The sequence below is a fragment of the Providencia sp. SP181 genome (genome assembly GCF_050446505.1).
GTDB classification, from domain to species: Bacteria; Pseudomonadota; Gammaproteobacteria; order Enterobacterales; family Enterobacteriaceae; genus Providencia; species Providencia vermicola.
Genome location: NZ_JBBPXM010000013.1, coordinates 65,994 through 85,827, shown reverse-complemented (window position 1 = coordinate 85,827; position 19,834 = coordinate 65,994). Strand labels below are relative to the sequence as shown.

The following is a 19,834-nucleotide window of genomic DNA, read 5'->3' as shown; positions in this document are numbered from 1 at the left end:
ATTCCGACGAACGAAAAAGGGGAATGGTCGTTTGCGGTTCCCCCCTCCGTACTGCAAGACGGATTGCATAAGTATACGATAACGGCAACCGATGTGGCAGGGAATCAATCCGCTCCGCAAAAAGGGACAATTACCGTTGATACTTTAAATAGCAGTTTGCCTCCAACAAAGTCTAATGAACTGGCGTCCGCTTTCATGCAGTTACCAGAGGTTGATAATAATTTGTCGACAGAAGATATTCACTTTTAATAAAGCCAAACACCACCTTATTTTAAGGTGGTGTTTGGCTGTTGGCAAAGCGAGTTATCAGCTAAAATCAATAAATTATTTTGCTCAATAATTTTGATAAAAGACAATAAATGTAGGCAGATTTATCCATTTTGTAGATACCGATGGAGAGTAAAAATTATAAAAGAGGAGAAGGTTGGCTACGGTAGTAATTTTTAAACGTTGACATGAAAAAAGGGACATCATCATAACCTACCTCATGTGCAATACGTATCATGGGCATTTTATTAACTTTAGATAATATCATGGCCTTATTCATTCTCGACATTAAACTGATTTTAGAAAAACTCGTATATTCACTTGCAAGGCGCCGTTTTAGTGTGGAGGCACTCATGTGTAATTGTTTTGCGACAGAGTCTAAAGTACAGCACTGTTTTCCAGTACTGTGAAAAATTAAGTCATACACTTTGTCTTTTATTGATACATTTATGGATTCATGGAGAGAAGGGATGAATCCATCGACTAATAGAAAAAATGATAAAATAAAGTTCAAGTAAATCTTAATCTTATGTTTATCAGTGGATGTTGATATTTCTTTTTTGATAGATAAGAATGCGTTTTCAATGATAGGATTTTCATGCAAATTAGTAAAACAGACCCGATTATTCAGCTTTGTTTTTTTTTCGCTAACCAAAAACTCAGTATGTTGTAGGTAAAAGTATTTTAACATTTCATCGGTGATAGGGAGTATATCAACGGTGGAAGGGTGAGAATTATCATTGTTGATAATCTCAATAGACTTGCCTTTAGGAAGAAAACAGATATTTGAGGGAGTGAGTGTTTGCCATTCCCCATTTTCGATGCGTATATTAATTTCATTTGTAGTGACTTTTAGTAATAGGGAGTGCATCAGATAAAAGCTATTTTTTGCTATATCAGGTAAAGAGTTAATATATGAGTAAAATGATTTTTCACAGAATGTAGTCGACATAAAATAAACCTAAAAGTATCATTCACAGAAATCAGCCATAAAATCCTATAGGTTTGATTGGGATCTATCTCGGCTGTGAGTAGTCAATAGAACACATATCTAAGGTTTTTATTCATCGCTTATTAATAGTGCTTGAACATACAAATATGTTATTCATTGAATGAGATGGGATACTAGTTTTATATCGCATGAGTTTATTTAATTAAAAATCGTTATTTTTTATGTTTTATAAGCCGAAAAAAAATCAAAGATAATCATGTGTTATCTGATGGAATCCATTTCAATGTACTGTTTTTATTGTGATTTTTATTATTTTAATAAATCGGAATTTAGTTAAATATAAATAAGTCAGAAGAAATCCAAATTGGAATAAGAATAGTACAAAGAGTGATGTGCCCCTCAGTAAGAGATTTCTCTAATATTGAGGGGAAATTTAGCGCTAATTCTGAAATTTATTATTGGGGAAATAAAGACGCTGCTAATTCAATATTTGATTTAATTGGCTATATAGCCCTTGTGCGCTCTTTTTATAACCATCAACAGACAAATGGACATTATCCGGTCGCGCTAAATCTTGCGCTGCCCATGAGCGAATTGAGCAAGGGCCACCCATAAAGGCTTGCCAGTCCCAAAACAGCGTGTTTTCTTGCGCAGCGACGGTTTTTTGAATTTGAATCACATTCAGTAAGTTCACGGGCATTTGTGCTTGGCAACTTGCCGCCTGACTAAATTTTAGTGAATCATTCGGGCCGACCAATAGAATTACACTATTTGGCATTTGCTGGCGGATTAAGCGTATTTTCGCCCGCAAATTTTGCTCATAAGCGGCTAAATCTAATGTGTCATTAAATGCTTCGTTGGTACCGTAGGCCAAAATGATCATATCAGGGGACATTTGTGCTAACGTTTCGCTCCACTGAGGCTGCCATTTATCGACCATCGTTAATGTCGCGCCGTTAATTCCCAGTGCAGACACCATCACGCCTGGTTTTGTTGAGCGCACTAACCAACCGCCAATTTTTAGGTTGTTATCTTTGCTCACGGAAATCTGCGCAGGTAACTGGGTATTTACTGGCGTTGAGAAGCGCCACTGGTTCCCTGTTGCAGGTAACGCCACATTTGGGGAAGCTGCGGGGGATACACGCATTTGTGAATCATTTGAACCTTGATATAGCGCCTGTAACTGATAAGCCCCCAGCGCGGGCTGTAATGGTTTTAACAATACATTGCTGTTCACTGCTTGGGGCTCTGCAATAAAGCCCCCTAGTGGGTAATCAAAGCGTTCATCTTTACGGCTTGAAGATAGCGACCACTCTTTTTTCTCGCTCATGCGGTTAATGGTTGCAGTGCGTTGACCTGGTACTGAAATTGGTGGGATAAAACCAGGGCCTGCATCACCGTAGCGTTGCTGAAATAACGTTCTCAGATTGCCACTGAAAAAATCAGCAGCAGTATGAGAGTCACCAATTTGGACAATGTGCACTTGCTGGTTGCCTTGGTGCAATTTATTGGCAAATTGACGCAGGTTTGGTTCTGCGTTATTTACAAGTTGCCCTCGCTCAACCACGTCCTGACCTTTCGTCGAGCTCGGTGTTCGCGTTTTGTCTGATGTGTTCTGGCAAGACAATAAGCCTAATGACAGCAGCGCAATAACGCTACCAGCCAAAATTTTGGACTTAGCTTGACGCAGGTTGTTCAGTTTCATGAGGTTCCTTTTCTTCCTCTACGAAGTGGATCAGAGAAAATACTTTTTCCGCGATGAGCTGTTGGCCTTTTCCGCTGAAATGAATGCCATCACCACTTCGTAATTTAATTGTGCTGCTTTCATCGCCGATATAGTCAGAGTAGGTATCGCCTTTATATTTAAAGACATCATTGACGGAGAAGTAGATTTCACCGTTGCTCTCGACTTCAGATTGGTAGAGGCTTCGTAAGAATTTCATACCATCAGATAGCGTATTTTTACGCATATTAGGGGGGCCAACCCAAATAACATCAACATTGTGCTGGCGGGCGGTGGATATTATATCACTAATCCGCTCACGGTAAACATTTTCCCAATCTTCACTCTTAAATTTGACGTATTTATAACCTGTTTGTGGTGGCATATCCCAAGGATCATTAGGCCCTAAAAATACCACTAATACTTTAATATTTGGATTGTCATTCAACGCTTTGGCAATAGTCTGTGGCCAGTTGAAAAAGCGTGGGTAAGCGAGCCCCGTGCTCTGCTTACTTAAATTAATGCTATCGATATTATACTTTTTCAACAGCATATTTTTCACATGAGGAGCAACGCCTTGCATCATCGAATCACCAGCAAATAACACCTTCTGATCTTTTTCGATATTGGCGATGTGTTTGGCAACAATCGGCTGATTATTTTTGATAGCCAAGCCGCTAAAATTAACCCCTTTTGCTTTTTCTCTGGCTTGTGGGCGTTTCAGTAATTCAGGGAAAGTGACAGACAAGCTTTCTGCTGGGTAAGTGTAGCCATGAAGAAAGTGCAGACCCACTTGGAAATCCGTTGGAAAGACTCGTTTTTTGCCTTGGTTTTCCAGCGCGAGCTGCGTCGCTTCTTTCTCTTCTTTGGCCTTTTGCCCTGATGCATGATAAGCAAATGTTGTTCCCGCTTCTAACGCGCCATCATGCAAAGAAGCCCCATAATCCCAGATAGGATTACCTGCCATTTTTGCCCATGGGGTATCTTGGTGGTATTTCTGCTGCCAGAAACGCTCTAGAGAGCTTTGGTTTAACCAAATCAAGAGTAAACCTGCCACTAAGACAATTAACAGCACCTGAACCATTTTAACGAGGGTCTTTTTAAACTCAGAAGTTAGCATAAATGAACCCCGGCATTCCTGAAGGCGAAAGCATAAACATAATCGTTAAAATAATGGCAAGGGGAATAGGGTAATAATACCAAGGCACGCTTTGATAATGTTTCGCGACAACATGGTAGCCTTGCACAAAATAAGGATAAGCAATTAATAAGACCCAGAACGCAATTAACAAACCAAGGCTGGCTTGAATAGAAGCAATAAAGCCTGGCGCAATGATTTGGTTGAGCATTAATATTGCGTCATCAAAGGATTGACTGCGGAAAAAAATCCACGCAAAACAGACAAAATGGAACGTAATAATCCGCGAAACCCAAATGGATAGCGTTTTGTTAGGAATAACTTTTGTCCACCCCAACTTTTCCATGCACAAAGTCTTAAGGTTGAGTAATACAATCCCTAAGCCATGAATTGCACCCCATACGACAAATGTCATTGCCGCGCCATGCCAGAGCCCTGAAATGACCATTGCAAGGAAGACGTTAGTATTCATTCGGCTGAAACCTTTGCGGTTGCCACCAAGGGGGATATAAATATAATCGCGAATAAAGGTGGATAAACTGATATGCCAACGAACCCAAAACTCTTTTAAATTAGCGGCTAAATAAGGCGCATTAAAGTTAACAGGTACTCTGAAACCTAATAATAAGGCAATCCCAGTGACAAGGTTGGTATAACCTGAAAAGTTAAAATAGATATTCCAAGCGTAAGCGTAGGTGGCTATAAGGATCTCTCCTGCGCTATAACCGACTGGCGCATCAAAAATAGGATTAACATAGTTTTCAGATAAATAAGAACTAAATAAGAAAAGTTTTACCAACGCTAATGAAATTAAGAGGATGGCTTTGCGGCTATCTAGAATTGTGCGAGTTTCAGCTTGGATTTGCGGAAGAAAGTTTTTCGCACGGTTAATCGGGCCAGCAACGATGCTTGGGAAAAATGCAAGGTATAGTGTTACATCAAAAAAATCGGCTTTTTGAATCTCTTTTCGACACACTGAAACCGTATAGCTGACGGAATGAAAGGCATAGAAAGAAAGCCCCAACGGCGCCAGTATTTCTAAAATAGGCAGCCCAACGCTAAAACCGAATTTATCTAATGTTTGTTGGGTGCTTTCTTGAAAGAATGAATAATATTTAAAATACGTAAAGCACCCGATAATACCTGTAGCGAGAATGACATAAATCCAACGATTGGAGAGCCAGTTCGTTATCCAATTAGTTAATAAGTAGATAAAAAGGGTATAGCCAAATAAAATATAAGCAAAGTCAGGACTAAAAGAATAAACAAAAAAGTAACTAGCAGTAATTAAGAGCCCATTTTGTAGTTTTGCGCTGGGCTGACAGCCCCAATAAATAAGAAAAAAAATTAAAAAAGAGCCAAGAAACTCAAACGAGAAGAAATTCATATTAGACTCAAAGATGTTAATTATTTTGGTAGAAGATAGCCTATGATATTTATTATCTGGTTCTATGCAATCAGAATATTGCTCGTCATAGTTAAAGCGGTGACTTTGTTGGTTGCGTTCAGCTACCCTAGTCACATACTTATGTATGCTCCTAGGGATATCTTCTCTTGCCGCCTTGCCACCACTTTATCTATTTAGAGCAACCCTTGAGATCTGAAAAAATCAAAAATCAAATAAATGCGACTCAAAAAGAATAAAAAAAATCCACTTAGCAAAGTGGATTTTTTTATGTCTTGTACCTGGTGATACAAAAATTTAGATGCGAGTGGATGCTCTTTTTTGAGCTTGTGTAATCAATTCTTCGTTACTCGCGTACATTTCTTGTAGATAGCGGTTATAGGATGAACCTAACTCGGAGTACCCTTTCATATCGTTGATAAGTTTATTGGTATCTAACTCATCTTTTGATAAACGTTGCTTAGCTCGCGATGTACGTAGAGACTCATAAGCATTGTGGGTATTCATATTTTTCATATAGGCGGTTACTGTTTCTTCTACAGTTGAGTAGGTCGAATAACCTTTAATCTTACCTTTGTTGGCCTTACAGCCGCTACCGCAGCGCATACCAAATAAATTACCATTTTGTTGAGCGAGTTGTGATGTACCCCAACCAGACTCTGTTGCTGCTTGTGTTGCAACTAAGTGCGTCGGCATGATGTCAACACGACTAAGTAGTTTGTCCCAATTAATGCGTTTTGGGTTACTACACTTCACACCATAGCTATCACAAATTTGGCTAAGACGGCGCAGTTCTTGAGCGCTCCACTTCTTATTTGCACGAACGGATAACAACCAATTACGTTCTTCCAAAATTTGCTTATTCACTTTTTCAATTACAGGGACAACCGTTTTCAAAAATGCTTTCTTTCGTGGCGTACCAGAGGGATATTTTCGCAAATCAGGCAGTGAGGTTTTAGCCTGACTGACATTTTGCACAGTGCTACTTGAGTAGTCTTTACTGAGCATTTTGCTGGTACTGGTGGAGCCGAGACTTAAGCTCGAAAATAATAATAAAAATAAGAAAGCGAAGACGGCTTTTGTCCTCATCGTTCGAGAGGGCATTTGCTTCTCCTAAGTTTCTCTGAACAAAATTCGAGCGAATAGTAGCAGAATAATTTTTCACGAGCTACATTTATCAAGCCAACATTAGCAAAACTACTGTATTATTTTGTTGTGTTTTTTATGTTTTTGTGTTTTAAATGATTTTTAATCAGATTTCAGTCATTAATGGTATGTTCATGTATGTGTATGTATAAATAAATCTTCAGTGTTTCCTTTGCTATTCCTCTCACTTAAGCTAAATTAGATTAAAAAACGAACAAATGGCACAGTTATTTTATGGTTACTTTGATTAAAAAATAAGCGACCAGTGGGTTGTTTTTTAGCCAAAATAAGAAACTCATCCTTTTCTTAGATGTGATAGAGAAGACCTAAGCTAAATAAAAATGACGTTCGATAACGAAAAAAAGTGCAAAGAAATGACTTTTTTTCTTGCCAAAGAATGGGTGGAGATATGAGAAATTTGACGCGTTAAAATTGCAGGAAAAACGGTTTATGGTTGCAATATTTGTTGCTGTAAATCCTGTTTTTTTGCATCTTCAGCTAACCAAGAAAAATCGTTCTTAGTCCAATACTGAATAGGAATGGGTAAATTCGCCATATGTTTTGTGGGGAGCAAGCGCAGTTGTGCCAGTAAGGATAAATCATACTGATGGTATTGGTTTGGTAAGGTTAGCATTAAGCGTTGCGTGGGTAACACTTGCATAGGAAGTAGAGGGAAACGGCTATCACTTATTTCGTAGTCCCTTGTTAAAACAAGAAATTTTTCAGGTACGCGTCGGTAACTGTTCCACCATAAGCCATCTACACTATCAAACATCTTCTGGGTCGTTTTTTTATCCGTATTGCTTAATTGTTCAAGGGCTAACGGTAAAATATCTTCCATTGATTGTGAGTAAATTGGTAAAGAAGCTGCACGTCCCTGTAGAATTAAAGTCATCGCAAGGCGTGCCCCGAGGAGATTCGAGTAAAGGTCTTCAGGTGAAAATGCAGAAATACCCTCAGAAAAACCCGGGACAGATTGATAACCATACCATTGTGCGATTTCATGCCAAGCCGCTAGCTGAAAAGCAAGCTTCGCGGCAAGATAAGCGCTGAGGGTATAGCGTTGTTCAGGGGATTGCGGCGGTGTGAAAGCGCTAAAATGGATTTGCCGGCCTGCAAGTTCATCACTGAGTGTTAGTGACCATGCTTCACCGAGGCGCGAATAAATTTGGCTGAACAAATAGAATGTATAATCTGCGGTATCCCTAACATGGGAGATATCAATAAATCCGCCTTGCTCAGTATAGAGTAAGCCAATTTTCTCATTGCTTATCCCCATCAATGCTGCAGACGCACCCAAAAAGCTATCATTATAATGGTGTTCGCCAAGTTTATCGGCTTCGACAATATTATCGATAGTATAAAATGGAACGGGGAGCCCCCACAGTTCCGCTTGTAGGTTATAACCGAAAGCGCAGCAGGCGCGTAAGCCTTGTGGAGGAGGCAATGACGTTACCACAGGCCAGGCTTGAGGTGCTTCTTCGAATGAATATGTGGTTAACACAGGTTTTATGGCGGAAAGCTCAAGTGGCTCACGGCTTTGGCAAGCGGCTAAAAATAGTGTAAAACTTAGAGCAGTCAACCACTTACCCATTAAAATGCCTCTCCCACCTGAAAATAAACCCCAGAGCTGTTACGGCCCATGCCAAAATCTAAACGCACATTCATTCTTGGTTTAAATTCAAATCGATAACCTACACCAACCGTTGGTAGCCAGTGCCCTTTACCTAAGTCCGATGATGCATCACTCATCGTCCCTGTGCCTAACCAACCGACAACACCATGGCGCCAATCCAGCTTCTGGCGCACTTCTATTTGGCTGGTGAATATATTGTTATCGCGATAACGCCCTTCGTAATAACCACGCATGCGGTTGCCATTACCTAATAGGGAAAGCTGGTTCCATGGTACATTCCCTGTCGCAAAACGAGCATAGTTATCAAGGGCAACAACGGTGTTTGGCGTTAGCTCATGATAGTAGGCATATTGTAACTGTGTGGTTTGAAAACGCGTATCGCTACCAAGGCTTGGTGCAAAATAAGTATAAACTACCTCAAAAGTTTGGCCTTTATGTGCGTTGGGTAAAAAATCGCGGGTATCAAAGCTATAGTAAGCGCTGATCCCTGAATTTAAGACTGACCGTCCACCCACGGATTTTGCAAAGTAGGTTTTTGCACCATCATCAGGATCACTGGCATTGATGGATGAAAAGTTCCAGCCAAGGCCAACATAGGTAGCATCGGTTAGCTTATAAAGTGCTCTTGGGGTAATTTGAAATTCTTGAGAATGGTACTTTTCTTTATTATGGTCATTCTTTCCTGCCGCATAGCCTTTTCCCCAATAATAGGTTGGCACGTTGTTTATTGTGCCAGAGACAAATAGCCGCCACTGGTCATTATCGAGAAAATTATAATTGGTGAAATTTAAACCAAAAGCACCTGTAGAGGAGGCAAAGCCACTGAGCCCAATCGAAGAAGGCTGTGTTGTTTTATCGTCTTTGTCTATTCGATAGAGCCCGACCAGTGCGGTGCCAATACCAATGCCCATTTCTGGGGTATAAAATGGGCCAGGCAAAACGCCCCAATCAATCGTTTTGCTTTCATCAAAGTGGTTTTCGCCCCCAAGCTCATTTAGCCAGCCATCGATTTGCGGGCGTTCGGGGAAAATATCTGCTTTTGCAGGAAAGAGCATAAAAAGGCTAGCGAGTGCCAGCCCCTGTATAAGAGCCAATCGCTTCATTAAAAACGAAATTCTCCTGAGACAAAGAAAGTATTGCGATTATTAAAACCAAACTCAGTGAGAACGTTAAAGTTACGTGTAAATTCGACGCGCGCTCCAACCGTATTATTCCATTTATGGGCAAGATGTTGTTTAACATCGAATTTCATGCCAGGCTCATCCATGGAGTCAATAATACCTTGGAATTTAGCAGGTAGGTTAAGTTTACTAATATCACCTTTAAATCGTTGAGTAATATCTTGATACATCGCACCTGTCCATATTTGAACTTTAGTGTCCCCTTGTCCTTCAATGAGCGGATTGAAAGTAAAAGTATAACCAACACGTGGAGAAATAATAAGTGCTTTGATATCCCCATCAATAATATCAAGATCGGTTTTTGTATAGTTTAAATCTAACGTGGTGAAAAAGTCGTTATAGCCGCCAGCTAAAGTAAAACCAGCACCGTAGGTTTTCCCTTTAAAATCTAAATCAAAAGGTTCACCTTTGAGGATAGGATCTAATGGGATAACAAAACCACCGCCAAAGTCCATACTCCCACCTTTTAGTGTGGTATGCGATTTACCTTTTGTGTGACCATATAAACCATAGATGTTTAGAAATGGGAACACCCATGAATCAAGCTTTAATGTGTGAGTTTCACTTTTTTGTCGAGTGTGGCCAGCTTCAATATGCAATGCATCTGAAAAACCAGGGTTTTCTGGGGTAATAAAACCGATTCTATCTACGACAATGTCTTGACGCATATTCATATACCCATAACTCACCCCAAAAGGTTCAGGTAAGTCATAACCTCTGGCACGGGCTTCATCCCCCCAAATAGGCAATACTCGTGACTCTGAGGAAGAAGAACGAGTAATACCCCCTTGGCCATTATTTTGAGGGACACCAGACTCACTCATGGTGACTGAAAATAAAGGGCGGTCACTGTCGGCAAAACTGGTAGAAATGCTTATAAAGGATGAAAGGATCAGCGCAGTGCTGAGTTGAATGCGTTTCATAAAGTTAACTCAATATTTAGGGAATCATGAAGTGTATAAAGCGGTTTATTGATAATCTCACAATATTAGTCGGAATTTTATCATTGATGTTGATTGTTCGGGTGGCGCTTAATGCTTTTTAAACCACGAAGTCAAGTTAACCCAAGTATGTTGAAGGAATATTTAAGATGGTTATTCTGTTGTAAAGAATAAGGCCGATATGAATCATATCGGCTTAAATAAAAAATGGGTTTATGGCTTATTTTGTTGGTGAAAACGGACACGCTCATGGAAATAGGCTTTTAGGTGATCTTCCATCTGATGGATTTTTTGCTCTAACGCATTTACAAATACATCGTCATTATTCATATCGAAAACACGCTGCATCGCGAGGTCATCAACGTATTCTTTTTGTTCTTTTGTTAAGTCAGCCATATTTTCATCACCTATATTGGAATGGAGTTATTTACCCGTTATTTTAAGGGAAATAAAAGAAAGAGCACTATTGTGCCTTAGCCAATAGCGTATGAAAAGTAGAATAAATCATTGTCGAATAATGATAATTTATCTACTTAGATGAAATGTGAGGGATCAAATCACAATCTGAATTGGTTAAGAATATTCACAATATTCTTAATGAATATAAGCTGATATCCTCGCCTCAGTCACTTATTAACGGGTCTGAATAATGAACAATAAACAATACTACCTTGATACAGCTGCAGGTGAAGGTGAAAAAGAAGCCTCCATGATGGTTGCTATTCCTGCATCTGAATTGACCTCTGCATTACTTGAACAGCGTTTAGAAGAACAAACCTATTTCACTGAAGGTGAAATTGATTATATTCCTGATGAAGATGGTTTTTTCTTTAATTGTAAAAAAGGGGAAGAAGAGCTGCGTTTTTATGTGGCGTTAGTGGATAGCGACCCAGATTATACAATTAATCCTTATTTTGCGACTGACCCCATTACCCCTGAACTCTATGCCGAAGCGAGTGCTGCGGCACAAGCGGTTATTGTCGAGTGTGTTTTCCATGATCAACCGTTGGTTAATTACTTGCAGCAATTAAAAATCATCCAAATTCTAGTGCCCGATTTATTATTAGGGCTGGATATTTCAGCGGCAGGGAAAGTCTTTACTCGTGAGTGGTTAAATTTCCAATTAATTGATGATTTAATGCCAAGTATTGATTCTTTATATGTTGTTCATGCGATTTATGACCAAGACGATAACGAAGATAAACCTGAAGAAGAACGCGCGCCGACTATGTACTGGTTCCATACCCATGGTTTAGCGCGTTGTGGGTTATCCGAAGCTGAAATTATTATCCCGCATCCGATTTCTTCTTATTATGGTATTCCCGAACTGTTTTGGAGTTTTGTGAATAACAGCATCACCCACGGTAAAATTGTCTTTAATGAGCCAATTTTTATTGGGCAAACACAATCAGGTTATGAATACTTGGTGGCATTACCTTTTGAGGAAGGATTGTTGCACGTGGGTAAATCAACGCCAGTGGATGATTTAAAACCGCTGGAAGAGATGAATTTCGAATTTGGTGATGAAACATCTGAACGTTTTATGGGGGATTGGCATGATAGAGACGAGTCTCACCAGCACCCGTCCGCCATGTTATTTCGCGTAACGCAAGAAAACCCAACGCTGGAAAGCTTCTTTGAAGGGTTTGAAGAGCAAAATGCGATGATGTTTATGCGCACAGATGAAGAAACGGCGGATATGTCCCGTAAAGCGAAGCTGCGTTGGGAATATTTCACCCATATGTTGGATAACTATGGCCCGAAACCCGCGGTGCAGAAAAAAGGTTTCTTCGCTAAGTTCCTCGGTAAAAATGATGAAGAACAAGGGTCAGAATGGCGTTTCTTGGTGAAGTGTGGCATTGGTTATCACGATGCGGAAGAGGACTTTGATGGCCATGAACACATGTGGTTCGAGCCTGTCTCATGGAATGGGGATCAATTTGAAGGGCGCTTAATCAACCATCCTTTCTATGTGCAAACAATGCAAGAAGGGGAGGTTTATCCATTAACCCGTGATGACATTACGGATTGGACAATTTATTTCCAAGACGGCAGCTACACCCCTGACACGATTTACAAGTTGCTTAGTGGCGCACAAGTTCATTAGTCGCGTTTGGCATGATAGACTGGGCGCGCAATGCGCCCAATTGACAGTTAAAAGCTTAATTTGATGAATGAATCTGATCTTTACCAATACGCCCTGTTTATGCTTTCACGCCGTGATTATGGAAAAGCTGAGTTATTTGCTCGGATGAAACGGCGTATGTACGAAAAAAATGACGGCATCATTGATGAAACTGTGATTGAACAGGTGTTGGATAGATTAAGCGAGCAACATTTTCTCGATGATAACCGTGTGGTTGCTCTATTACTGCAAGGCTATGTACGTAAAGGTTACGGGCCGCTACGTATCAAACAAGAAATGCGCCAAAAGGGGTTTTCTCAAACACTTGTCGACCAACACCTTGCCAATATTGAGGTGGATTGGTTTGAAAAAGCAGCTGAAGTGCGCAACAAAAAATTTGGTGATGTATTGCCCGATGATTTTAAAGAGAAAAGTAAGCAAATTCGTTATCTACAATATCGCGGTTTTTTTGGTGATATGATTTACGAACTCTTTAATGGGTAAATTTACGTATTTAATTAGCGATGATAAACAGACATGTTGTTAAGTTGGCCTATCACGCTCATCATTTCCTTATGAATAAAAGCCTTATCCTCCAGTGTTCAAATAATAATCGATAAAATTATCTGCAAAGTAAGTTAGTAAAAAGATTTATTATTTATTTCTCTTGTATTTTTACTCATTTCTATATTAAAAAACATCTGCTGACATGATCATCGTCAGTGAATTTTGCTTAACTATTAGGCAGAGTAATTTTTTTTATAATTACAAAATAAGACAGGCAGGAGAAACAAATGATTGAGCTCTTAATCGGCGTCATTGTCGCCATTGGAGTTGGGCGTTATATCATCAAAGGGTATTCGGCAACGGGCGTGTTAATGACAGGCGGTATTTTACTGCTGATTATTACCGCTATTATGGGAAAAAGTATTTTACCTGGTTCTGTTCCAACGACGGGGTGGCGTGTAACAGACATTCTGGAATACATTAAATTCCTCCTAATGAGCCGAGGTGGTGACCTTGGTATGATGATCATGGTGCTTTGTGGGTTTGCGTCGTATATGACACACATTGGTGCCAACGATGTCGTGGTAAAAATCGCGTCGAAACCACTGAAAATGATCAACTCACCGTATTTATTAATGGTAGCGGCTTATATTGTAGCATGCTTGATGTCACTGGCGGTTTCATCGGCAACTGGCTTAGGGGTGCTATTAATGGCAACCTTATTCCCCGTGATGGTAAACGTTGGGATCAGCCGCGGTGCAGCTGCTGCAATTTGTGCTTCACCTGCTGCAATTATTTTGGCTCCAACATCGGGTGACGTGATCTTGGCGGCACAAGCTGCAGAAATGCCATTAATTGATTTTGCCTTTAAAACCACATTACCGATTTCCATCGCTGCGATTGTTGCGATGTCGATTGCACATTTCTTCTGGCAACGTTATCTCGATAAAAAAGAGCACGTTAAAACAGAAATGTTAGATGTGAATGAAATCAAAACTCATGCGCCTTCTTTCTATGCCATCTTACCTTTCACACCCATTATTGGCGTGTTAGTGTTTGACGGAAAATGGGCACCTGAATTGCACATTGTTACGATTATTGTTGGCTGTATTATTTTAGCTGCAATTATTGAATTTTTACGCAGTTTCAGTGCTAAACACGTCTATGGTGGTTTGGAAGTTTGCTATAAAGGCATGGCGGATGCATTTGCAACGGTGGTCATGCTGTTAGTGGCTGCTGGGGTATTTGCGCAAGGTCTAAGCACAATTGGCTTTATTTCAGGGTTGATTAACCTTGCACAATCTTTTGGGTCAGGCGCTATTGTGATGATGATTGCATTAGTGATTATCACCATGTTAGCGGCGATGACTACGGGTTCAGGTAATGCGCCATTCTATGCTTTTGTGGAATTAATCCCACACTTAGCAAAACAAATGGGAGTTAACCCTGCTTACTTGGTTATTCCAATGCTACAAGCATCTAACTTGGGACGTACTTTGTCCCCAGTTTCAGGGGTTGTGGTTGCAGTTTCTGGTATGGCAAAAATTTCACCGTTTGAAGTAGTGAAAAGAACTTCAGTTCCAGTCTTAGTGGGCTTGGTTGTTGTGGTTATTGCTACTGAAATTTTAGTCCCTATTCATCTGTAAATTTTTAATGATTGCCATAAATGGCTGGGTTAACTTTACCCAGCCATTTTTTTTGTTTGCATGAAATTAAATGCTTTATATATAAAAAATACTATTTTAATAACGTAGGAAAATATTTTTTAGCAGAACAATGACAACTCATTTTTTTGTTTAACGTTATTAACGAGATCTACGCCAAAAAGTTGAGTGAAATAACGCGATTAAATTAGGTACTGGTACGCATTTAATGCAAAATCGGCTCATCTTTTTTTAATAACGTTAATGATGAAAAATACACTATGAGCACAATTGAAAAAGCAGTGGTTGCTACGGATAAGCCAGTAAGTAAATGGACGTATAAGGATTTTACGTGGGTACTTTCTTTATTCGGTACCGCAGTTGGGGCAGGCGTTTTATTTTTACCTATCAAAGCGGGAGCCGGGGGGTTTTGGCCATTAGTCGTGTTGGCATTGATTGCAACGCCAATGATTTGGCTAGCACATAAAGGGCTTGCACGTTTTGTTTTATCATCTAAAAATCCAAATGCAGATATTACCGATACCGTTGAAGAGCATTTCGGTAAAACAGGCGCAAATATTATTACTTTTGCCTATTTCTTTGCGATTTACCCAATTGTATTAATTTATGGTGTTGGGATAACAAATACTGTCGATTCTTTCCTCGTGAATCAAATCGGTATGGACCCGCTTCCACGTTGGTTATTATCGGGTGTTTTGATTGCAGCAATGACAGCAGGCGTGGTTTTTGGCCGTGATTTAATGTTAAAGCTGACCTCGCTTATGGTCTACCCGCTGGTATTTATTTTATTAGCACTATCTTTGTATTTAATTCCTGAATGGAATATGTCAATGCTAGAAGTCGCACCAGACTGGGGTTCAATGCCAGTTGTGGTGTGGATGGCGATCCCATTGATCGTATTCTCATTTAACCACAGCCCAATCATTAGCCAATTTACCAAAGACCAACGTCAACAATTTGGTGATAAGGCAATTATCAAAACTGATATGATCACTGGTGGCGCAGCTCTGATGCTCACGGGTTTTGTGATGTTCTTCGTTTTCTCTGTGGTGCTATCGTTGAGCCCAGCAGAACTGGCTATTGCCAAAGAACAAAATATCAGTGTGTTATCGCATATTGCGAATATTAATCCATCCCCGATTCTGTCTTATTTAGGCCCAATTGTTGCCTTCGCCGCAATCATATCAAGTTATTTTGGGCACTTTTTAGGGGCTCATGAAGGTTTAGTGGGTTTAATCAAATCACGTTCTTCTTTCTCACTAAAGAAAATTGAAATGGTATCGATGCTGTTTATCGTGATTACTACATGGATTGTCACCATTCGTAACCCAAGTATTTTAGGCATGATTGAAACGATGGGGGCACCAATGATTGCTGCTATCCTGTTCATTTTGCCTGTAGTATCGATGAATATTATTCCTGCAATGAAGAAATTTAGCACATCAAAACTGGCGCAAATTTTTACCTTTATCTGCGGATTAGCTTCTATTACATCGGTTATTTACGGCGCGTTTCAGTAAATATCTGAGAAAATAACGTACAGAGAAAGCCACAGCCTTACGGGGCGTGGCTTTTTTTATATCAAGATGCAATAGGTTATAAGCATCGACATTGATATAACCTGATGGTTAAGATGAAGAGGATGAAAATCACGCACAGTTATAACAAAATGAACTAACTCATATGAAATAATTTCAAGTTCAGATAGTTGTCTATCAAAGAGTCTTAGGTAATATCTAGTGTTAACACAGCATCGAACCTCTTACTCGATACCTAATCTGGCAGTGTTTTTCCAGTGCATCATAACAAGGATAACAAATGAAATTAGAAACATTATCGATTCACGCCGGCTACTCTCCAGACCCGACAACGAAGTCTGTCGCCGTTCCGATTTACCAAACCACCTCTTATGCTTTTGATGATACGCAGCATGGTGCGGATCTGTTCGATTTAAAAGTTGCGGGTAATATTTACACGCGAATTATGAACCCGACTAATGATGTGCTGGAAAAACGTGTTGCTGCACTGGAAGGCGGTGTCGCTGGGCTGGCGGTTGCCTCTGGGATGGCGGCGATTACCTACGCGATTCAAACTATTGCTCAAGCTGGGGATAACATAGTTTCTGTTGCAAAGCTGTATGGCGGAACTTATAACTTATTAGCTCATGCTTTGCCTCGCTTAGGGATTGAAACTCGTTTCGCAGAACACGATGATTTAGCGGCATTAGAAGCGCTGATTGATGAAAAAACCCGTGCAGTTTTTTGTGAGTCTATTTCGAACCCCGCTGGGTTTATTGTCGATATTGCTGCGCTGGCGGAAGTTGCACATCGTCATGGCGTACCACTCATTGTGGACAATACGGTCGCAACGCCGTATTTATGCCGACCTTTTGAACATGGCGCGGATATTGTTGTTCACTCATTGACTAAGTATATTGGCGGTCATGGTACATCACTGGGCGGTATGGTCGTTGACTCTGGGAAATTCCCATGGACACAATATCCAAATCGTTTCTCACTACTGATTGAGCCCGATGTGGCTTACCACGGAGTCAGTTATACTGAACACTTTGGTGCAGCAGCCTTTATTGCTCGTTGCCGTGTTGCCCCTTTACGTGGAACGGGGGCTGCATTATCCCCATTTAATTCATTCTTGATTTTACAAGGTTTAGAAACCTTGGCATTAAGAATGGACAGACACACAGAAAATGCGCTAAAAGTGGCTAATTTTCTTGAAAAACACCCTCAAGTAGAGTGGGTTAAATATGCGGGATTACCCAGTAATCCCGAGCACGCGTTAGCGCAGAAATACATGAACGGTAAGCCTGCGAGCATTATGTCGTTCGGTATTAAAGGCGGACAAGAAGCAGGGGCTCGTTTTATTGATGCACTGCAACTGATTGTTCGGCTGGTGAATATTGGTGATGCCAAGTCACTGGCGTGTCACCCTGCATCCACAACTCATCGTCAGTTAAATGATGCAGAGCTCGCCCAAGCAGGTGTTTCACGAGATATGATCCGTTTATCTATCGGGATTGAACATATTGACGATATTCTTGCAGACCTTGAGCAAGCCTTAGTCGCTGCAAAATAGTTGTTAGTTGTTATCAAGAAAAACCAGTTATGGGTAATACCATGACTGGTTTTTTTGTTTGAGCGTAAATAAAAAGGTTTTTATTTTAATTTTAAACATTAAGAATTAATTAATTTTTAAATATTAATAGAATCCCCTTCGTGAATGAACTATTTTTTATATAACGAGTCTTAACACTCGATTCTTATCTCTTTTTTAAGATGAATAAAATGTGGTATTCATTCATTTATTGATTGTTTATAAATATCAATGTGAAAAACAGGGTAATCATTGATTTGTTTATGCGGGGTTTAATTGTCGCAATGATAATAACCTAATAGAAAATGGCAAGCGTTGCTTTCACGCTAACAGCTTAAAAGTATTAAATATTAATAACAAGAATGGTTGAGATGAGATGATTATGGCAAATAATAAAATTGCCTGCCTTAAGTGGTGTCTACTATTTGTATTTATTGTTGCAACCTATTTTTTGCCGTTAAACGGGCGGCTGTTATGGCAGCCTGACGAGCTCCGTTATGCTGAAATTAGTCGTGAACTAATCATCAGTTATAATTGGAGTGTGCCAGAACTGCTGGATGTTCGTTATTTCGAAAAACCCATTTTTGGTTATTGGGTTGGTGCTATTTTTCAAATGTTATTTGGTGAAAATAATGTTTCTGTTCGCCTTGGTGTTGTATTTAGTACACTAATCAGTGGGTTATTTGTTTACCTTAGCGCTAAAATGGCGTGGAAAAACCCACGTATCGCGTTTAATGCCACGTTTATTTACCTTTCCATGTTGATGGTGTTTACCATTGGCACTTATAACATTCTTGACCCTATCGTTACCGCATTTATCACGATGGTGATTTTCTTTTTCCAATGGGGGTTGACCACTAAACGATTTTCCCACCAGCTCTTGGCCTATATTTTACTGGGGGTGGTCTGTGGTTTAGGGGTATTAACGAAGGGGTTCTTAGTTTTAGTTTTGCCAGTGTTAGTGTGTTCAGTCGCTGGAATTTATTTTAAAAAATTTAAAGACGTTTTTGTTTTTTCATTTGTGTCGATTTTTACGGCCTTTGTGGTTTGCTTGCCATGGGCATTTGTGATTGCCAGCCGTGAACCTGATTTTTGGCGTTATTTCTTCTGGGTCGAACATATTCAGCGGTTTATGGCTGATAACGCTCAAAACAAATCCCCATTTTGGTTTTATATTCCTATCATGACGGCGGCAGTTTTGCCGTGGTTAGGTTACTTATTTGGTGCTTTGCGCCAAGCATGGCAGCAAAAAGGGATGCATTTTTATTTCTTATTATGGTTCCTTGCGCCGTTTATTTTTTTTAGCATCACTAAAGGTAAGCTACTCACGTATATTTTGCCGTGTATTGCACCCATCGCGATCTTAATGGCTGCGTATATTGAAAAAATGCTAACAGAGAAAAAAACACTCGCCATCCGTGCAAACGCGGTGATTAATATGGTGATTGGCGGGCTGGCTGCGGGCGTAATCATTGCATCACCATATATACCTAAAATTAATATTTATCAGGCAGATGAAAGCTATAAATTAGGGTTGGCGGCAGGGGCCTTTATTTTTTGGCTAGTGGTTGCTTTTATTTCAATGAAGCCGCGGTTTTGGTATTTAGCCGCTGTATGTACGGTAGCGATTAGTTTAAGTGTGGGCCATGTGATCCCAAATTATGTGGCAAGTAACAATACCCCTCAGAAGTTAGTCGCCAAGTATTCGCATCAACTGGAAAATAAATCGGTATTATTGACCAACAATGTGGGTTTAGGCACGGCACTAGCTTGGGTGCTAAAACGCAGTGATATTACGATGTTGCATCAAACGGGGGAATTAGGCTACGGGCTGCAATATCCTGATGCTGCAAACCGTTTTTATCGCTTGAGTCAATTACCTGCATTGTTAGAAAGCCATCAATACAAAAATGTAGCTGTCGTTGTGGAAGGCTCACAACATGAATTGGTTGATGCGCTTCCTGGTAATCCAATAATTATTCGAGAGGGCAATTTGATATTTGCCTTTTACGAAGGGTAGTGATGAAAAACCGCATAA

General features: G+C 40.0%; 16 protein-coding genes. 7 read left to right on the top strand and 9 right to left on the bottom strand.

Annotation, left to right across the window (positions count from 1 at the left end; translation table 11 throughout):
* On the top strand, positions 1 to 249 hold a 249-nt coding region (locus AABS66_RS18035), incomplete at its 5' end, for an Ig-like domain-containing protein (protein ID WP_430225253.1).
* Positions 250 to 406: 157 nt separating this feature from the next.
* Here the strand turns inward: AABS66_RS18035 and AABS66_RS18030 are convergent.
* The 9 genes from AABS66_RS18030 to AABS66_RS17990 form a co-directional block, all read right to left on the bottom strand.
* Complete coding sequence (locus AABS66_RS18030; protein WP_206086251.1) at positions 407 to 1,219, bottom strand: helix-turn-helix domain-containing protein; 813 nt, start codon at positions 1,217 to 1,219, stop codon at positions 407 to 409.
* 478 nt (positions 1,220 to 1,697) lie between these two features.
* On the bottom strand, positions 1,698 to 2,924 hold the full coding sequence (locus tag AABS66_RS18025) for an SGNH/GDSL hydrolase family protein (protein WP_206086253.1): 1,227 nt from the start codon (positions 2,922 to 2,924) through the stop codon (positions 1,698 to 1,700).
* On the bottom strand, positions 2,896 to 4,062 hold the full coding sequence (locus tag AABS66_RS18020; protein ID WP_206086254.1) for an SGNH/GDSL hydrolase family protein: 1,167 nt from the start codon (positions 4,060 to 4,062) through the stop codon (positions 2,896 to 2,898). The genes AABS66_RS18025 and AABS66_RS18020 overlap by 29 nt, the downstream gene beginning before the upstream one ends.
* Positions 4,049 to 5,467: an MBOAT family O-acyltransferase gene (locus AABS66_RS18015; RefSeq protein WP_430225252.1), complete on the bottom strand. Its 1,419-nt coding sequence runs from the start codon at positions 5,465 to 5,467 to the stop codon at positions 4,049 to 4,051. The genes AABS66_RS18020 and AABS66_RS18015 overlap by 14 nt, the downstream gene beginning before the upstream one ends.
* 315 nt (positions 5,468 to 5,782) lie before the next feature.
* Positions 5,783 to 6,589 carry a protein bax gene (locus AABS66_RS18010; RefSeq protein WP_206086256.1) on the bottom strand — a complete coding sequence of 269 codons (807 nt, stop codon included), beginning with the start codon at positions 6,587 to 6,589 and terminating at the stop codon, positions 5,783 to 5,785.
* A gap of 490 nt (positions 6,590 to 7,079) precedes the next feature.
* Entirely contained in the window at positions 7,080 to 8,225 is a 1,146-nt protein-coding gene (locus tag AABS66_RS18005) for a DUF4056 domain-containing protein (RefSeq protein WP_430225251.1), read from the bottom strand.
* Entirely contained in the window at positions 8,225 to 9,370 is a 1,146-nt protein-coding gene (locus AABS66_RS18000) for a BamA/TamA family outer membrane protein (RefSeq protein ID WP_353166502.1), read from the bottom strand. Before AABS66_RS18000 ends, AABS66_RS18005 begins: the two co-directional genes overlap by 1 nt.
* Positions 9,370 to 10,371 carry a hypothetical protein gene (locus AABS66_RS17995; RefSeq protein WP_206086259.1) on the bottom strand — a complete coding sequence of 334 codons (1,002 nt, stop codon included), beginning with the start codon at positions 10,369 to 10,371 and terminating at the stop codon, positions 9,370 to 9,372. The genes AABS66_RS18000 and AABS66_RS17995 overlap by 1 nt, the downstream gene beginning before the upstream one ends.
* Positions 10,372 to 10,602: 231 nt before the next feature.
* Positions 10,603 to 10,785, bottom strand: a complete 183-nt coding sequence (locus tag AABS66_RS17990) for a hypothetical protein (protein ID WP_206086260.1) — start codon at positions 10,783 to 10,785, stop codon at positions 10,603 to 10,605.
* Positions 10,786 to 11,038: 253 nt separating this feature from the next.
* On the opposite strand from AABS66_RS17990, the gene AABS66_RS17985 reads away from it, so the two are divergent.
* The 6 genes from AABS66_RS17985 to arnT all read left to right on the top strand — a co-directional run bounded on the left by AABS66_RS17985 (position 11,039) and on the right by arnT (position 19,816).
* Positions 11,039 to 12,496: a DUF4026 domain-containing protein gene (locus AABS66_RS17985; protein WP_272539606.1), complete on the top strand. Its 1,458-nt coding sequence runs from the start codon at positions 11,039 to 11,041 to the stop codon at positions 12,494 to 12,496.
* 63 nt (positions 12,497 to 12,559) lie between these two features.
* Positions 12,560 to 13,018 carry a regulatory protein RecX gene (locus AABS66_RS17980; RefSeq protein WP_206086262.1) on the top strand — a complete coding sequence of 153 codons (459 nt, stop codon included), beginning with the start codon at positions 12,560 to 12,562 and terminating at the stop codon, positions 13,016 to 13,018.
* 290 nt (positions 13,019 to 13,308) lie between these two features.
* Entirely contained in the window at positions 13,309 to 14,667 is a 1,359-nt protein-coding gene (gene dcuC, locus AABS66_RS17975) for an anaerobic C4-dicarboxylate transporter DcuC (RefSeq protein WP_206086263.1), read from the top strand.
* Between the two features lie 278 nt (positions 14,668 to 14,945).
* Positions 14,946 to 16,205: a septum formation protein gene (locus AABS66_RS17970; RefSeq protein ID WP_430225250.1), complete on the top strand. Its 1,260-nt coding sequence runs from the start codon at positions 14,946 to 14,948 to the stop codon at positions 16,203 to 16,205.
* Positions 16,206 to 16,503: 298 nt separating this feature from the next.
* Entirely contained in the window at positions 16,504 to 17,778 is a 1,275-nt protein-coding gene (locus tag AABS66_RS17965) for a bifunctional O-acetylhomoserine aminocarboxypropyltransferase/cysteine synthase (RefSeq protein WP_206086265.1), read from the top strand.
* Positions 17,779 to 18,172: 394 nt separating this feature from the next.
* Positions 18,173 to 19,816: a lipid IV(A) 4-amino-4-deoxy-L-arabinosyltransferase gene (gene arnT, locus AABS66_RS17960; protein ID WP_430225249.1), complete on the top strand. Its 1,644-nt coding sequence runs from the start codon at positions 18,173 to 18,175 to the stop codon at positions 19,814 to 19,816.
* Positions 19,817 to 19,834: the final 18 nt, after the last annotated feature.

Coding starts and splice junctions, on each gene's coding strand:
- AABS66_RS18030 (WP_206086251.1), bottom strand. CDS start 1,219: ATGTCGACTACATTCTGTGAAAAATCATTTTACTCATATATTAACTCT.
- AABS66_RS18025 (WP_206086253.1), bottom strand. CDS start 2,924: ATGAAACTGAACAACCTGCGTCAAGCTAAGTCCAAAATTTTGGCTGGT.
- AABS66_RS18020 (WP_206086254.1), bottom strand. CDS start 4,062: ATGCTAACTTCTGAGTTTAAAAAGACCCTCGTTAAAATGGTTCAGGTG.
- AABS66_RS18015 (WP_430225252.1), bottom strand. CDS start 5,467: ATGAATTTCTTCTCGTTTGAGTTTCTTGGCTCTTTTTTAATTTTTTTT.
- AABS66_RS18010 (WP_206086256.1), bottom strand. CDS start 6,589: ATGCCCTCTCGAACGATGAGGACAAAAGCCGTCTTCGCTTTCTTATTT.
- AABS66_RS18005 (WP_430225251.1), bottom strand. CDS start 8,225: ATGGGTAAGTGGTTGACTGCTCTAAGTTTTACACTATTTTTAGCCGCT.
- AABS66_RS18000 (WP_353166502.1), bottom strand. CDS start 9,370: ATGAAGCGATTGGCTCTTATACAGGGGCTGGCACTCGCTAGCCTTTTT.
- AABS66_RS17995 (WP_206086259.1), bottom strand. CDS start 10,371: ATGAAACGCATTCAACTCAGCACTGCGCTGATCCTTTCATCCTTTATA.
- AABS66_RS17990 (WP_206086260.1), bottom strand. CDS start 10,785: ATGGCTGACTTAACAAAAGAACAAAAAGAATACGTTGATGACCTCGCG.
- AABS66_RS17985 (WP_272539606.1), top strand. CDS start 11,039: ATGAACAATAAACAATACTACCTTGATACAGCTGCAGGTGAAGGTGAA.
- AABS66_RS17980 (WP_206086262.1), top strand. CDS start 12,560: ATGAATGAATCTGATCTTTACCAATACGCCCTGTTTATGCTTTCACGC.
- dcuC (WP_206086263.1), top strand. CDS start 13,309: ATGATTGAGCTCTTAATCGGCGTCATTGTCGCCATTGGAGTTGGGCGT.
- AABS66_RS17970 (WP_430225250.1), top strand. CDS start 14,946: ATGAGCACAATTGAAAAAGCAGTGGTTGCTACGGATAAGCCAGTAAGT.
- AABS66_RS17965 (WP_206086265.1), top strand. CDS start 16,504: ATGAAATTAGAAACATTATCGATTCACGCCGGCTACTCTCCAGACCCG.
- arnT (WP_430225249.1), top strand. CDS start 18,173: ATGATTATGGCAAATAATAAAATTGCCTGCCTTAAGTGGTGTCTACTA.